We start from the raw sequence: 16401 nt of genomic DNA on the forward strand, positions 1-16401 counted from the left end.
GCCCTGCGTCTCAAAAAGCATACTTTGTAAACAGTTATGGCAGATTATAGAAAAACGTTGCCTCTTTCTCCTGCGGCGCCGCAGCTCTTCCCACTCCAAGATAAGTAAATCCATAGCGACGCATTACAGATGGATCCAGCAAGTTTCTTCCATCAATGACGACCGGATAACGCATGATCCGAGATAGCCGGTCAAAGTCCAGATCTATAAATTCCTGCCAGTCCGTTAAGACCAGTAACGCGTCAGCATCTCTTGCGGCCTCGTAGGCATCCTCGGCGTACATCATGTGCGTGGATGATGGAAGCACGTAGCTCGCTCTCTCCATCGCTGCCGGATCGTAAGCCGAAATCATGCAGCCTTCCTCCAGGAACATCCGCACCAGATCAATCGCTGGAGATTCTCGGATATCATCCGTTCCCCCCTTGAAGGCAAGGCCAAGCACTCCCAGCTTTTTCCCTCGGAAGGTCCAAAGCGCTGAACGCACCTTCCGGAAGAAGCGCTTTTTCTGTTCGCGATTCACTTTTTCAACTTCATGCAGCAGGCCAAACTCAACTCCAAGATGCTCCGCTACATATCGAAAGGCCGCCACATCTTTGGGAAAACAGGAACCCCCGTAACCAATTCCTGCTTTAAGAAAGCTGTTTCCAATCCTTCGGTCGGACCCGATGCCCTGACTCACTTGTTCGATGTCCGCTCCCACAGCCTCACAAATATTGGAAACAACATTGATGAAGGAAATTTTCATCGCTAAAAAGGCATTGGATGCATGTTTAATAATTTCTGCTGCCTTTGTCGAAGTTTCAAATAAAGGTGGGACATGATCTGGAGTTCTTGCCCCGGGGATTGCGCTGGTTTTCCTATAGTAACTACCAGTGGTAAGCGGTGCATACACCCTACGCAAAAGGACTGCAGCTCGCTCGCTGTCTACACCAATGACGATGCGATCAGGATGGAGAAAATCGGCAACTGCTGTTCCCTCACGCAAAAACTCAGGGTTCGAAGCGACATCAAAAAGCTCACGTGATACTCCATTGCGCACCATGATTCGGCGAATCCACTCACTGGTATAGACCGGAACAGTACTCTTTTCCACGATGAGCCGATAGCCGGTAATCGCACGCGCAATCTCACTGGCAACCGCATCCACATAAGACAGATCGGCGGTCCCTGCGTGGTCTTGCGGAGTGCCAACCGCAATAAAAAGTATCTGCGCCCGTTCAGTCGCTTCTTTCAGGGCCGTAGTAAACTCAATCAATCCATTCTGATGCCGCTCCAGTAATTGGGGCAAATACTCCTCGTGAATCGGCGCTTTCCCTTGTCGCAAAAGGGCGACTTTGCTTTCGTCGCTATCAACACAGATGACATAATGACCCAGTTCCGCAAAGCAGACCGCAGCGACAAGACCCACATAACCAGAGCCTATAATTCCTATCGTGAGTTGCTCTTCCATAAGCTGAACTCAAACCTTTTTGATGAATGGAACAGTGGTGCGCAAGATTCAGAACAGCATACCTAGAAATGGAACGGATGAAAATTTTTGTACTTAGGTCTGCGTTGCCTATTGGTAGGATTATTTTAATCACATTCTTTGAAAAGGCAAAACCCAATCCTCACCGGTAGGTCCGGACGCGAAAGACTGGGCGGACAAATTCAAGATTAATTAATACGAGTTCTCTTCATCCTCGTCCTGTGCATTGAGTAGAGGATTATGATAGCGGGTGCGAGTTAGCCTTCGCTGCCTTTTCGTTGCCAACCATGCATCCGTGTTGTCAAATTTGTCCGGCAATTGTGTTCTGGGGGCGAAGAGATCTTTTTGCTCTGTACGGAAATCCGCGGTCGTTTTTCCATGCAGTTGCTGCTTATTTGAATTTGAGGAGGAAGACGCCCTTTTCTTTGGTGAAGAAGCCGTAAAAATATTTGGAACAAACATCTGATCTGTATTCCAGGTATCAGACTTGCGAAATGGACTTACTCTGTCCTTGCTATACGGCCATGGGTCCCAATCAGACCACTGCGGTCCGCTTGTTGTCGGATCGGTCGCTAAAGCGGCAGGAACCTGCGGGACCGATACGATAGCAGTATCCGAAGATAGGGCATCCGGCTGCTGGTAGGTCCCTTGCTGCATATAGGGGTCCTCTATGCCATAGGACACCGATCTGGAAGAATTGGCTTGGTCCAACGGTTTCTTCATCCCCCTCCTGATTTGGTTGTTCGGGGACGCGTTTTCAATTTTCGTGTATCTGCCAACCGCAGGGCGATATGGAACCGAAGGCTGATCCTCACGTTGCATCCGAACAGATTCACTTCCATCGAAACGGAAACTGTCATTTGAAGGACGGAAGCTATCGAGCATGGCTGCCGAACCGCCAGCCTTCGGACTTGAAATAGAAAATCTGGCCGTGGATGGTCTAAGAGGTGAGAAAGCAGACAGGATCGGCGTCCTCAATACGTATGCAGGACCAAGTGGATCAATCGGACTTAAAGGAATCTCCGGACGCGCTCCAGTTAATGTCATTGCGTCCAGCTGATCGGTAGACACCTGAGAAGGCGGCGATGGAATGGTCAGCGTCCGGTCCAAGGAAGGGTTCATTCTTGTAATGAATACGTCAGCGCCTACGGTGTCCGTTGTTAGAGTATGCAAATCCGGATTGACAAGGTTACTAGATCCTGGTTCGATCTCCGCCGAAGTAGTGGGTGCAAACCCCGAATTGCTGCCATCAGCGTTACTGCCCAAAGGCTGCGAGATAGGAGTTACATCTGATGGAATATCAAGATTGATTTGTGCAGAAGCTACGACACATCCTCCTATAAATAACAGGAGGAACAGATAGCTGACGATTGGACGATGCCCGTTCATCGCCACCCCTGAATCAACTCTCTTGAGGATGATCTTTCCGGTAAGTAAATATGAAATATCTTGAAATAACACCAGAAAAATATTGCAAATATTAAGCTGTTTCGCAGGGTGACTAAATGTCCCCAAACCTCTGTCTCGGTTGAAAAGGCGTCAAATAGAAGTGCAAACGTAATAAACGCACCAATCGTGGGGGGCAAAAAAGAGCTTGTGATGCGATTGGAGAAAGCAAAGAGAACACTGATCATCACTGGATAAGCAATCATCCCCCATATCCCAAAATCCAGTGCCCCGGAGGTAAGAATTGAGTTTGCCTCATCTATGTAGGAAAAATTGAATTGCATGTTAGCAATGCCTTCTTCCTGATAAATGGAGGAGTTCTTGTCTTCCCAGAGGATCCCGGGAATTGTTACGAGCAATTCATGATAGATAGCATTTCCCATGGCCGGGGTTTTCTGCTCACTTGCGCCCAACAAATCAGAAAGATACCCCAGGACAAAGGTGCGTTGTTCTAAATTATTAATGAACTGGGCTTTCACCCTTGAGTTGTAGCCACTTTCATAGATTTGAATGGCCATCGAGATCCTATCATATGTAGAGAGTGTGCGCTTTGTACCGTATCCAGCTACCCGAAGATAATAGAATGCCAAAAGACTCACACTCAAAACCACGACCATTGCTGTGAGGTAAGCCACTTTCTTGAAAAGAGACCATTGCTTCAGAAAATTGGATGCGCTAAACCTACCAACAATGACTGCCAGAAGTATGGAATAAATCAGATTTCGGCGGCCAGTAGGCAGAATTAAGACAAACTGGATGACAAGAAAAACAACCAGTCCCCAACGCTTTAAACCGTTTGAAGAGTTCAAAATGCCCAGCGCAGTGGTTGCAAACAAGGCTGGATAGATCCACATTAAAAATGATGTGAAGATGCTTTCTGATCCTCCGCCCTTGGCGACACCTCCCATGTAGCCGATATTTCCTGTAACATAGCCAACCAGAAGCATCGCTGTACCTAAAACTATGAGCACCACTACCTGGGTATCTACTTTCAGCTTCAAACGTGGTGGAAAGATTGGCTTCTCAAAGATTTCGCCAAAGATGCACAGAACGGCGGAAGAGACTAAAACAGCAGCCATGGTTCGTGTAACAATTTCGGTGTCTTTTAGAAAATAATTAGCAAGGCTGATGTCTTCCCGTGGAATAGAAAGCCAGCTATTGAAAGCGCCGAAACCGTACCCGAAAGCATTTGCGATGAAGAAAATATGGGAAAAACGAAGAGGGGCCTGTTTCACCACAACGTCCCAAAGCACATAGCCGCCCGCAAGCCCCCCCGCAGCAGAATCTACAGCAAGCATTGAGTCCGTTGGGAATGCCCATCCAAGGAAGGCCGCACAAAATAGGAAAAGCGGTATATAGAGGATGTACATCTTGCGCCACTGGATATGATCCGGGCCCGTGATATTCAAAAGCACTGGAGGCGCAAGATTCATCGCATAGCTCATTCGGCATTCCATAGATAAGTTGCCGAGCGGTAACTACTTTCAGGGGTGAGCATAGATCAAAACACCACTTACAGTAGAAATCGCAGCTTCCACTCCTCTGTAAGTCATGGTCTTTCCCACGCTCGATGGCACAAAGATAATGTCGCCATCGGCCACTTTCATATCGGCCTGCGATCCATTGGTTACATGCTTCAAATCCAGGTCCACTTCTTCTCTTCCTTCAGCCGTCTTACGAATCAGCTTCACTTTACTTAAGGCGGCAGTCTTGTCCCAACCTCCGGCCAGTGAAAGTGACTGCATCAGCGAAATCGGATTATTGTTGTCAATCAGAAATCCTCCAGGCTTTAGCACATCTCCGATGACATACACGACTCCAGCTTTGGCGACGATGATCGTGTCTCCGGGAAGGATCACAGGATTCTGCTGGGCCGACAGCTTTCCCGGTTGGGACTGAAGCGCTATGTTCTCCGGATGCTGTGGATCATCCCGATGAATAATGGATATAGTCTTTCCTGCAGTAGGCTGAAGTCCTCCGGCCACGGAGATCATATCCAAAAGACGCCGTGTTCCCAGAGTCGGATAAACTCCGGGGGTCCGGACCTCACCCATCACTGTCGCACCCTGGGTAGCATATTCAGAAATCAATACAGTGACATGAGGCTCCAGAAGAAGCCGGCGAGTGCGCAATTCCAGTTCAATCTTCCTGGCAGCGTCAATCGTCGTCATGCCCGCGAGATGAAGACGTCCAAGCACAGGAAGATTGACCTCTCCATCCTGCGTCACGCGGGCTGAGGTGCTTAATTCCGGAGTATCAAACACGACAACGCTTAGCAGGTCGCCTGCTCCGATAAGGATGTTTGGGGACTGGTTTTGCTCGGTGTTCTGTGGCGGGACCACGGCCGGCGGCTCTCCGGTCTGCCCATAAGACATAAAGGCCTGAGAGACCATCCACACAATACACGTCAGGATCAAGCATTTATTTTTTCGCATCTTGAACGTCTGGCGCTCCATAGCCTGCTCCGTAGCTTTTGTAGCCGTAATCATAGTGTCTGGAATAGGTGTAGTAGTTTTCCAGGCGAAGGTCTACATCATTCATGACCGTTCCCAGCAGTCTTGTGTTCACACGCAAGAGTTGATCGCGCACTCTCAGCAGGGCCTTCTTTCGAGTGATCCCTGCACGCACTACAATGAATGCCACATCTACATGGGGAGCAATGCTCAGAGTATCTGCCACGGGAAGTATGGGTGAGGTATCCAGAATGATGTGATCATATTCGAGCCGCCACTGCAGAAGCAGGTCCTCCATACTGCGCGATCCCAGCATCTCGCCAGGATTCGGAGCAACTGGCCCGCGCGTCAGCAGGGTAAGGTTTGGCAGGTCAGGAACAGGCCGCTCATAGGCTTCTTCCCCAGATTCGCGGGCCAGCAATGTGGACAAGCCGGCACGATTCGAGGTCTTGAACTTTAAATGCAGGGTTCCTTTCCGTAAGTCAGTGTCCACAAGCAACACTCGCGCGGAGCGTCTGGCAAAGGAGATCGCAAGGTTCGCAGCGCAGGTAGACTTTCCTTCCGCCGCCAGGCCGCTTGTTAATAAGATGAGCCGCGGTTCTCGGTCCACCGAAGACAGCAGAATGGAAGACCGCAATGTTCTGAAACCTTCTGCGCCAATCGAGTGTGGCTCCAGGTATGAGACCAGCTCAGAGGCCACGAGGCCCTTATCGATTGCTGAGGCTGCATCTGCTCCTGAGGTAGAGATTTTCCTGGAAGTCGCAAAATGTGGAATGACCGCAAGCGAAGGTAATCCGGAAATGGCCTCAACATCCTCTGACGTTCGCAAAGTATCGTCAAGCGACTCCACAAGCAACGCAATCAGAATTCCTACCAAGGCCCCGCCGAAAAGCCCGAGCGCCAGGTCTAACCGCTTTATAGGAGAGATCGGTTTCGCCGGCTGGGTTGCCCGGTCAATCACATCAATTGCGTTTGAATTCAGTCCAGCAGTAATGCCGGCTTCTTTCAGCTTTATTTGGAGTGCGTCATAAAGGTCGGAGGCTGAATCGGCCCCATGCTTCAGAATTTCAAATTCAACTTCAGAAGAATTGGCCCGGTATGCTTCCTGCTTGATCTGCTCCAGGCGAGAGTGTAAGAGGTTTTCCGTGTTGACTGCGGCATTGTATTCTTCTTCAAATTTATTTGTCAGGTTGTTGATTTCTGCATTGATATTGTCCTGAACAGTGGCAAGCTGCTTTTCTGCTTCTTTCAGCTTAGGCCACTCGGGGCCATATTTGGCCTTAAGCTGCGCATATTGCACCATTAACTCGCTTTGTTGCTGGCGCAGTGTCTGCAGGGGGGAGCCGGGTGCAACGGAGGCAAGCAATTCGGGATTGCGGGTCTGGGCCAGTTTGTAGCGGGCTTCTTTTACAATGCGGTCCGCTTCCGCCTCCGCCAATTGCTGGTTCACCGTACGCAAGTTCTGCGCTACCAGGCTGTCTCCATCCGTTGTGGTCCCAACCAGATCATTTTTTCGCTGGAACTGGATAACGGCCTGTTGCGCATCCTGCACTTGCTTCTTTAAAGCATTCAATTGTTCTGAAAGCCAACTGGAAACCCGGAGTGTACCTTCGTAGCGGGCCCGCAGATCACGCTCCATGTAAGCATCGACAATGGCGTTTGTAACATTGGTGGCCACTACGGGGTCCGGATTGGAAAACTTGACCTGGACCAGATTTGTGCCTGGCAGCACCAAAATTTTCAGATTACCGGACATTATCTGTAACAGGGCTGCGCGTTGTTTCGGAGTGAGAGTGCCATTGTAAGGTGTTTTACGAAACACTTCCGCAAATGGCCTCTTATGATAAAGGTCCAGCGTATGGATCACGTTCAGCAATACAGTATCGCTGCGCATGATCTGTATCTGTGTTAAGAGCCGTTCAGAAGCAGAATCCTCACCCACCAGACGCTGTTGAATCAGATTGCTGATGCCGATGTTCGTTGAGCGGGTCAGGTCAATGTCTACACTTGCTGTTGCCTGATATTGCGGCACAGACAAGAAAGCGATGCATCCCCCTACGATCACTCCCAAAAGAATGCAAACGATCAGGATCCACTTGCGCTTTAAAACAATTTTGCGCAGGTCGGCCGGAGAAAGAATTGATGGCCCGAAGCCTGTCTGGCCAGCGAGATCGAAAGGTAGCTCCTGTTTCTGCGGTGTAATCAACTGGCCTCGCATAAGATTGATCAGACTCCTTTGCTTCCCTGCAATGATGATGTCATCTGCGATATCACTTTGGCCGGCTCTTGTTTTCTTTCAATAAGTTACAAAGCATGACAGTGAAAAGTAGTAGTGACTCTTAGCTTACTGCCACAGAATATCTATACTTTATCCGAATCCCAGAACATGGATGTAATTTAATTTTGGAAAAGAGGTGGGGCCGGTGCTTGTCAGAGGCCGACTATTCTTGAAGGGCAACTGTTTTTGCAGCAATGTAAAAATCGAGCACCGTTCTCCAAAAGCCAAATGGCCGGAGGATGGTCTCCTCCGGCCACTGACTGGTTCTGTTCAGAAGCTACCGATTCTGCGGGTAATCCACCCGTAAGGCGAGTATTTCATACGGATGAATTGGGACCGTCACTTGTCCGTTTGTTACTGAAAGTGAAGGACCCTCCGGCTGCTCCAGCAGATTGGTCTCCGTAGCTGAGACTGCTCCCGAAGGCACAGTCACTTCTACGTTCGCCTGCTTCCCTGCCCATTCATACATGTGCAGGACAAGCGCATCGGAGTCCTCTGCTTTCTTCATCGCAGTCAGCACCACATTTTCAGGCTTCACGGTCAGGAAGGAATGCTCCAGCGGAAGCGTTCCCGTATGCGCTTCTAGCTGCACTGCCTTCAGCTTGTAGTTGTATTCATAGCCATGGCGGACCGTAAGCGCCTGCTTCCAGTCTCCTGCATGAGGATACAGCGCAAAGCTGAAGTGCTGGTGTCCACGGTCAGCCTCCGGATCAGGCCATGTTGGCGAACGCAGCAAGGAAAGACGCAGCACATTCCCCGCATCGTCATAGCCATACTTCGACTCATTGATGAGGCTGAATCCGTGCTGTCCATCTCCAAGGTCGGCCCAGCGCAGCGCGGGAACCTCAAACTGTGCCTTGTCCCAACGATTGTTTCGAGTTGTCGGGCGCTCAATGCTGCCATACGGAATCTCGTAGGTTGCCTTGTCACTGGAAGCCGCCAGCGGAAACGCTGCTTTCAGCAGGATATGCGTCTCATGCCAGTCAATGTCATTCACGATATTGACCTCATCCGAGTAAGCAGCAAGCTGGATTTCCTGCACAAACTTCGAGTTCTGCCAGTGCCGTGTCACTCGGACCGAAGCCCGCGCAGGACCCTTCTCCACCAGTTCCACCGAATCGGCCTCTGTCAGTTTTGTTGGCGGAGCATCAAGTGTGCCCGGGTCAATGTTCCAGGCATCATAGTCCTTCGGAAGGTCCTTGAATGCCTGCAACTCATTCCCGCATGCGCCGGAAGCCAGCGACTCGAAATTGCTTTTCTTATCAAAAATGCTGGTGATGCATCCCGTGGTCTTGTCGACTGTCACACGCAGCAGCGAATTTTCAAGCGTGAGGCCGCTCACCTTCAGATCACTGGCAAAGGGCTTCTCTCCGGGGATGGCATGAAGCACGGCGTAGCCCATCGAGGGCACGTTCTTTGCAAGGACGAGCAGCTTAAAGCTGTTGGTTGCCTTGTCGCTGGAAAGGACAAGAGACGGCAGTACCTGATTTTTTGCATCCAGCACAGAGATGCCCGATGTTGCATTCGGCATCTGCACCGAAACTTCAAACCACCCGGAACGCTCCCACGACAGTGGATTGAAGACCAGCACTGGCACTTCGCCCGCTGCTTTGGTATTGATCCGCGCAGCAATGGTCTTCAGGGAATCCTGCGAGATCTTGTCGGTTTCAAGGTGCGTCTTGTCGAACTGCTCCTGCGCTTCTTTGTAAATAATGCCGATGCCCGAACCGGCGGCCAGATCGTGGAAGTCATTAAAGGTGATCGTCCGCCATGCATCTGTCAGTTCATCATTTGGATAGCTCTTTCCATCGAGCCACGCCAGCGACGCCAGTTTCTCGGCATTCAGCGCCCACATTTCGCTGTGGCGCATGTTCCACTTGTGGTGCGCCTGTGTGGTCATCACACCGCGGTGATACTCAAAGTACAGTTCGCTCTTCCAGGTCGGAATCGCAATCTGCCCTGCCGGTGGCATGGAGGGAGGCGTGTAGCCCTTCATGATTTTGAAATAGTCCCATTCCGGTGATTCCGGGGCAATCTGCTTCTCTACTGTACTGAAAAAGCTCTGCGCCGTCCCGAATTTATAGTTGGGAACAATCTTGTCCGGCTGTGCCCAGTGCATGCCTTCATCCAGAATTGCGCGGGTCGGACCACCGCCGTGATCGCCAATGCCGTAGAGGTCCATCATCTCCGTCATTCCCGGAGACCATTTCCGTGCTGTTGCCAGATCAGCCGATAGCCGCACTGGATTCAGGTTGTTATTTGCATAATCGTGCGGGAAATACGTCAGCACCTTGCTGCCGTCCGGCGACTCCCACCAGAAGAGCTTGAAGGGGAGCTGGTTTGTATCGTTCCACGCCATCTTCTGCGTTACGAAATAATCAATCCCGGACTTTTTGTATATCTGCGGCAGTTGCCAGTTGTAGCCGAAAGAATCCGGGTTCCAGCCAATACGGACATCCACGCCATACTCCTGCTGATAAAAGCGCTTGCCCAGCAGGATGGAGCGGGCCGTCGCCTCGCCGGATGGCATATTCAGGTCTGGTTCCACCCACATCCCGCCGACAATTTCCCAGCGGCCTTCCTTGATGCGCCTTTTGATCTCATCATTGATGGCCGGATACTTGGTCGCCATCCAGTAGTTATAAGCAGCAGCCGATTGGGTGTAGGTGTAGTCCGGATACTCGTTCATCAACTGCAGCGCCGTGGAAAACGTCCGCTTGACCACGTCCACCGTCTCCGTCCAGGGCCAGAGCCATGCGGCGTCAATGTGGGAGTTCCCGGTCAGGTGGAACGTCGCTCCCTTCAGCAGAGGCTTGAGCGCTTCCAAATCACTGCTCGCCTGCTTCAGTGAAGCATCAAACTTCGCCTGGTCTGCAGCATCCAGTGCTTTCAAATCCACTGCATGGACGGCCTTTTCCAGCGTCGCTTCATCACCCTGAGGATTGGTCGAGAGGCTGGGGACCAAAAGGGCTGCGGAAAGAAATTCCTTACGCAGATCATCAGGATTAGGACGGCTCTCAGAAAAATCAATCTTGAAGTCCGCATTGTGGAAAGTCTTCTGGTCCACCGTCTGCAGCAGCTTGACCGCAATCAAAACCTTTTGCCCGGGTTTTGCATGATCAAGCAGCACAATCGGTTCAAGATCATCGCCCAGAGCAACCCGGCTGCCGTTAAAGTAAATAATTTGCGGCATGGGCCCGTTCGCATATGCCTCAAAGCGGAACCAGATGCGCGTGTCCGTCAGGTCATAGCCGTGCAGCGTCTTCGGTACCTCTACCCAACGGCGGAACCACGCAGCTTCCCCCGATGCCCGGAAGCCAGGTTTCACCGTCTGCCAGTCTGAATCATCCAGACTGACGCTTTCACCATGCGGAACGTCCCCTGCATGAAATTTCCATTCCCCTGCATCCAGATGGTCCAGCTCTCCCAACCGCTGAATGACCATTTGCGATTCAGCGGGCATTGCCTTTGTAATCTGCGCGACCTGTTCGGCATCCTGCGCCCAGACGGCAGACGAAACACACAAGGCAGCCATGGCCAATGCCTGGCCCCAACGGCGTTTTACGCGTTCACTCCTCACCTGCACACTCCTCGCTCGTATTTCCGTGTCCATCTCCACAAAGCCCGGAGAAAACTGACGGGTAGAGACGGTTGGATTATACCTGCTGAAGGGCATTTGTGGAAACGTTCCCATGATCAGGGCCGACGGGACAGCACCCATGGCTGACCATCGCCCCCTTTTCTCGCCTTGTCCGGGCTTGCCCGGCCAGCGAAGCTTGCGAAAATCTCCACCTCTTCTGTTTTCCGGCGAAAGTGTATGCCTGGTTCCGCTGTATCCTGTAACTTGTTATCAATGAAGCTCCTATTCCTGCCGGTATTCGTGGCCCTTGCCTGCTGTGCCTCCCTTGCACAGGGGACCAAACTCTGGACTCAGCAACGCTTCGACGAGTTCGAAAAAGGCACTCCCAAGGGTGTGGCCATCCGTAGCAACGGTCTTCTGGAGCCAGGACCGGAAAGCCGCCAGTTGGCCATGACTCCTTCCACTTATATCTGGGCCCTGGCTGCTGACTCTGCCGGCAATGCCTATACGGCCACCGGATCTCCAGCCACCGTTTTACGGATCGCGCCGAACGGGAAAATCACCAAGCTCTTTACCAGCAAAGACCTCTCCGTGCAGGCCATCGCCGTTGCAAAAGATGGTTCTGTATATGCCGGGACACTGCCGTCTGGCAAGGTCTATAAGCTGCCTGCGGGCGCCGCAGACCTTGACGAAACAAAGGCAACGGTGGTCTTTGACCCCGCTCAGACTGAGGCCAGACCCAAATACATCTGGGCCCTGGTCTTTGACAGCACCGGACGCCTCTACATCGCAACCGGAGCTCCGGCCGCTATCTATCGGCTGGACCCTGCTTCAGCCAATCCCAAACCCGAGCCTTTCTTTAAAAGTGACGAGCAGCATATTCGCGCCCTTGCCTTCGATAAATCCGGAAACCTCATTGCCGGGTCTGACGGCAGCGGACTCATTTATCGCATCGACAACACCGGCAAAGGCTATGTCCTTTTCGATGCTCCCCGGCACGAAATCACCTCACTCTCCATCGCAGATGACGGCGCGATCTATGCGGCCGGCGTGGGAAGTAAAGGGCAAACCACACTGCCGCCGCTTCCCGTCCAGGGCACGCCCTCTGTATCCACCACGATTACATTTGTTCAACCAGGCTCCGTGCAGGCGTTTAATGGCAACACTGTGATCCCGGATGGATCTGAGGTCTACCAGATCGCGCCGCATTCGGCCCCGCGTAAAATTTGGTCCGACCGCGATGATATTGTGTACTCCCTCCGTTGGACCCCTCAGGGCCTGCTGGCGGCCACTGGCAATCGGGGCCGTATCTACCGCATTGAGGACAATGGGGACTATGCTGACATTGCCCATCTCGAAGCATCGCAGGCCGTTGGTTTTGCCGATTCGCCACAAGGGCTGCTGGTCGCCACAGCCAACCCTGGGAAGGTCTATCTGTTAAGCCATGCTCCTGCTGCGGAAAGCACGTATCTGAGCAATGTTTTCGATGCAGGTGTCTTCTCCCAATGGGGCCGTGCGGAGGTGGATTCGAATGGCTCAGACTACGAGATCTACGCACGCGCTGGTAATATTGAGAATCCTGAGCGTGCCTGGAGTGACTGGAAGAAGATCACCCCCAATCTTGGCCCGCTCGGCCTGGAACAGGCGCGCTTTCTGCAATGGAAAATTGTGCTCCATCCCGGCACAGCTGTCAGCTCTGTCGCCATCAATTATTTGCCTGTAAATGTAGCGCCCGTCATTGATGAAATCGCCGTGGTTCCAGGAGCGCGGGTTCCGGCCCCTCCTCCGCAACAGCTACAAAACCAGCCCATCGCCATCAGCTTCGGTGAGCCATCGCGTCCCCCCGTGCAGTTCAATGAGCAGGGACATGAACCGCTCACCGGCATCAGGGACAAGTCCGCAGTGACTGTTCGCTGGGCGGCCCACGATGACAATGGCGACGACCTGATTTACAGCCTTTACTATCGGGGCGATGGCGACAAAGAAACCAACTGGCAATTGCTCAAGGACAAGGTCTCGGAGCGCTACTTCAGCTTCGACGCCACCACCTTTCCCGACGGCGCGTATCGACTAAAAGTCGTCGCCAGCGATGCACCTTCCCATAATCCTGGGGATGCGCTCACTGCAGAAAAAGTCAGTGACCGTTTTGTGTTGGACACGACGCCGCCTTCGTTGTCTCCCATAGAAGCCCATCTCGTCAACGGAAGGATCCACGTCGTTCTTACAGCGACAGACACAACCAGCCCGATATCCCATGCTGAATACTCCGTTGACTCAGGCCCCTGGCAATATCTCGAACCCGTTGGAAAGCTCTCCGACTCGCTTACCGAGCACTATGACTTTGACGCGGCGGTCCCTCAGCGACAGCAGGGTCTTGCTCCTGAAAACCCCTCTGAGCATCTGATTACCGTGCGCGTCTACGATCGTTATGACAATGTTGCGGCAGCAAAGGCAGTTGTGCGGTGAAGTTTGAGCTTTTTGTCGCCGCACGGTATCTGCGGGCCAAGCGCCGCCAGGCCGTCATTGGCTTCATCACGGCCATCTCTGTGATTGGGGTGGCCGTCGGAGTTGCCGCGCTCATCATCGCGCTGGCCATCACCAATGGAATGAGCCGTGACCTGCGCGAGCGCCTGTTAAGTTCCACAGCCCATGTTTCTCTCATGCGCATCCAGAGCGACGGAATCGGCAACTGGCGCGCCCTCACCGCGCGGCTGCGCCAACTCCCTCACGTCACTGCCGCTGCTCCCGGACTTTACGAGCCAGTACTCATTTCCCGCGGGGCCCTCTCTGCCGGGGCGGAGATCAAAGGCATCATTCCCCAGCAGGAGCGTACCGTCAGCGATCTGCTCTCACATCTCACACAGGGCAGCGCTGCTCCCCTGTCAGGGCCGGAAGCCTCAACAGCAGATGCAGAGCGCCCTACGCCCCCGATTGTGGTCGGATATGACCTCGCCGACTCACTCAATGCGAAAGTTGGCGATACGGTGATGGTCACCAGCCCTCAGGGCGAACTTACTCCCTACGGACTTGTTCCGAAATATCAGCGCTTTCAGATCGTAGGCATCTTTCATTCCGGCTTCTACCAATATGATTCCAGCTTCGCTTTTGTGCGCCTCGCCGACGCCCAGCGCCTCTTCGATGAGCCGGACCTCGTGTCCATCATCTCTTTTAAGGTAGACGATCTTTACCATGCTGACCGCATCAGCAAAGAAATCGAGCAGGCCGCAGGCCCCGGTTTTGAGGCCACCAACTGGATGGAGCAGAACCGCGAGCTTTTCCGCGCCCTGAAGCTCGAACAGGTCGTAACCTTCATCGTCATTGGCCTGATTGTCTGTGTCGCCGCCCTCAACATCCTGATCGCCCTGACCATGATGGTGATGGAAAAGACAAAGGACATTGCAGTGCTCATGTCCATCGGCGTCCGGCCCGAACAAATCCGGAGCATCTTTCTGATGCAGGGATTTCTCATCAGCCTCATCGGCACAGGAATCGGCCTTGTTCTTGGCTATGTCCTCTCCTGGGCCGGGGCCCATTATCGCTTTATCCATCTTTCGGCAGATGTCTATTCCATTGACTATCTTCCCTTTGCCCCGCGCATCCGCGATGGTGTGATCGTGGCGCTTGTTTCTCTTGGGGTCTCCCTGCTGGCCACGCTCTACCCGTCGACCTCTGCGGCCCGCGTTCTGCCCGCCGAAGCCTTGCGTTACGAATAGTGCAAGCAACCGGCTATGATGAAGGCTGCTCCAACAAACCGATGCTGCTTACTCGACAGAAGAAAGCCCTTCTCCGCAAGGCAAATCCTGCGGACACCTTTTCTGCCTTAGCGTCCGGCGGTCAGTTTTTTAGATGGAAAAGGAAGGGGCAGACGCAACTCCCTTGGCTGACAGGCGCTCTCATCGCTGCCCTCTGTGTTTCTCTTCTGGTCCAGCCAGTCTGGGGCTACTCCGTTCTCACGCACCAGCAAATTATTGATCTGGCCTGGGAACCGTCGATCAAGCCACTGCTACTGTCCCGCTATCCAAATACCACCGAGGCCCAGTTACGTCTGGCGCAGTCGTATGCCTACGGAGGCTGCGAGATTCAGGATGCCGGTTATTATCCATTCGGGCATGTCTTCTTCAGCAACCTTACCCACTACGTCCGCACCGGAGACTTTGTGGCCAGCCTGGTCCGCAATGCCAGGGATGTAAACGAGCTGGCTTTTGCTCTGGGTGCCCTTTCCCATTACATCGGGGACACCATCGGCCATCATGACGCCATCAATCCTTCCACCGCTGTTGAATTTCCCCGCCTCGCCCTGCAATATGGCCACTCCATTACCTATGATGAGAGCCCGCACGGACATGTCCGGACGGAATTTGCCTTTGACGTGGATGAAATGACCAAACACCATCTGGCGCCCGCGGCGTATCTCGACCATATTGGACTGCGAGTATCGCTCGGCCTGCTGGAGAGGGCCTTTTATGAAACCTATGGCCTGCATCTGCGTGAAGTCCTGGGCAACAAGCGCCGCAGTGCTGTAATCGCCTCCTATCGCCATTCGGTGCGCAGTTTCCTGCCTGCTTTCGCTCACGCTGAGGCAGTCATCCATCAGCACGACTTCCCCCCCGAACTGGATACACCGGAGTTTCAGGCGCTGCACGCACGCATTCAGCAGACCGGCGACCTGCATCAATGGCAGGCCATGCGCCGCGGCCCGGGAATTACCACGCATCTGCTGGCCTTTCTCGTCATTCTCATTCCCAAAATCGGGCCCGCATCCGATCTGGCCATTAAGATCCCGACCCAGGAAACGGAGACCAGCTACGTCACCAGTGTCAACCTTACACTCCGGACCTTCGAAACGCATCTGCAGAACCTCCGTACCAATCGCACCGATACCCCGGAAATCATTTTGAATCTTGAAAATCGTGATCTCGACACCGGTTACGTGGTGCAGCCCGGTGGCTACCCGCGCACGGACAAGACTTACGCCCAACTGGTGAGCAGCCTTACCCGATACCCGGACCGTCCCGTGCCCTCCGGATTAAAACGCGATATTCTGGCTTACTACTCCAACCCTTCTTCGCCCATCATTACCAAAAAGGACCGGAAAGCATGGCAGCGGCTCCAGCAGGAACTGGCCCTGCTGCAAACCATGCCTGTTGTTCCTCTCAAATAGCGGGACCTCAGAATG

General features: G+C 53.0%; 9 protein-coding genes. 3 read left to right on the forward strand and 6 right to left on the reverse strand.

All coding sequences use genetic code 11. The features are described from left to right. Positions 1-34: 34 nt before the first annotated feature. The 6 genes from N655_RS0114595 to N655_RS19240 form a co-directional block, all read right to left on the reverse strand. Positions 35-1450: a UDP-glucose dehydrogenase family protein gene (locus tag N655_RS0114595; RefSeq protein WP_026443578.1), complete on the reverse strand. Its 1416-nt coding sequence runs from the start codon at positions 1448-1450 to the stop codon at positions 35-37. Between the two features lie 210 nt (positions 1451-1660). After that, positions 1661-2929: a hypothetical protein gene (locus N655_RS20625; protein WP_155987609.1), complete on the reverse strand. Its 1269-nt coding sequence runs from the start codon at positions 2927-2929 to the stop codon at positions 1661-1663. After that, the gene (locus N655_RS0114610) at positions 2854-4359 is read right to left on the reverse strand and encodes a hypothetical protein (RefSeq protein ID WP_026443580.1); all 1506 of its coding nucleotides are present in this window, start codon (positions 4357-4359) and stop codon (positions 2854-2856) included. Before N655_RS0114610 ends, N655_RS20625 begins: the two co-directional genes overlap by 76 nt. 39 nt (positions 4360-4398) lie before the next feature. Continuing rightward, positions 4399-5331 carry a polysaccharide biosynthesis/export family protein gene (locus N655_RS0114615; RefSeq protein WP_162173562.1) on the reverse strand — a complete coding sequence of 311 codons (933 nt, stop codon included), beginning with the start codon at positions 5329-5331 and terminating at the stop codon, positions 4399-4401. A 4-nt stretch (positions 5332-5335) separates the two neighbouring features. Next, a complete protein-coding gene (locus tag N655_RS0114620) occupies positions 5336-7585 on the reverse strand; it encodes a GumC family protein (protein WP_026443582.1) in 2250 nt (749 codons plus the stop codon). Between the two features lie 337 nt (positions 7586-7922). Then, on the reverse strand, positions 7923-11366 hold the full coding sequence (locus N655_RS19240; protein WP_049961460.1) for an alpha-mannosidase: 3444 nt from the start codon (positions 11364-11366) through the stop codon (positions 7923-7925). Between the two features lie 132 nt (positions 11367-11498). Here N655_RS19240 and N655_RS0114630 point away from each other — a divergent pair, with 132 nt between their 5' ends. From N655_RS0114630 to N655_RS19245, 3 genes are read left to right on the forward strand one after another with little or no spacing between them, the layout of a single operon-like run. Continuing rightward, positions 11499-13691 carry a ligand-binding sensor domain-containing protein gene (locus N655_RS0114630; RefSeq protein ID WP_044934772.1) on the forward strand — a complete coding sequence of 731 codons (2193 nt, stop codon included), beginning with the start codon at positions 11499-11501 and terminating at the stop codon, positions 13689-13691. After that, the gene (locus tag N655_RS0114635) at positions 13688-14938 is read left to right on the forward strand and encodes an ABC transporter permease (RefSeq protein WP_026443584.1); all 1251 of its coding nucleotides are present in this window, start codon (positions 13688-13690) and stop codon (positions 14936-14938) included. Before N655_RS0114630 ends, N655_RS0114635 begins: the two co-directional genes overlap by 4 nt. Beyond that, positions 14938-16386: a zinc dependent phospholipase C family protein gene (locus N655_RS19245; RefSeq protein ID WP_049961461.1), complete on the forward strand. Its 1449-nt coding sequence runs from the start codon at positions 14938-14940 to the stop codon at positions 16384-16386. The genes N655_RS0114635 and N655_RS19245 overlap by 1 nt, the downstream gene beginning before the upstream one ends. Positions 16387-16401 lie beyond the last annotated feature (15 nt).

It is taken from the genome of Pseudacidobacterium ailaaui (assembly GCF_000688455.1).
Taxonomy (GTDB): domain Bacteria; phylum Acidobacteriota; class Terriglobia; order Terriglobales; family Acidobacteriaceae; genus Pseudacidobacterium; species Pseudacidobacterium ailaaui.

Excerpts from the sequence above, each read along its gene's own strand:
- N655_RS0114595 (WP_026443578.1), bottom strand. The coding sequence starts at position 1,450 with ATGGAAGAGCAACTCACGATAGGAATTATAGGCTCTGGTTATGTGGGT.
- N655_RS0114610 (WP_026443580.1), bottom strand. The coding sequence starts at position 4,359 with ATGAGCTATGCGATGAATCTTGCGCCTCCAGTGCTTTTGAATATCACG.
- N655_RS0114620 (WP_026443582.1), bottom strand. The coding sequence starts at position 7,585 with ATGCGAGGCCAGTTGATTACACCGCAGAAACAGGAGCTACCTTTCGAT.
- N655_RS19240 (WP_049961460.1), bottom strand. The coding sequence starts at position 11,366 with ATGGGTGCTGTCCCGTCGGCCCTGATCATGGGAACGTTTCCACAAATG.
- N655_RS0114630 (WP_044934772.1), top strand. The coding sequence starts at position 11,499 with ATGAAGCTCCTATTCCTGCCGGTATTCGTGGCCCTTGCCTGCTGTGCC.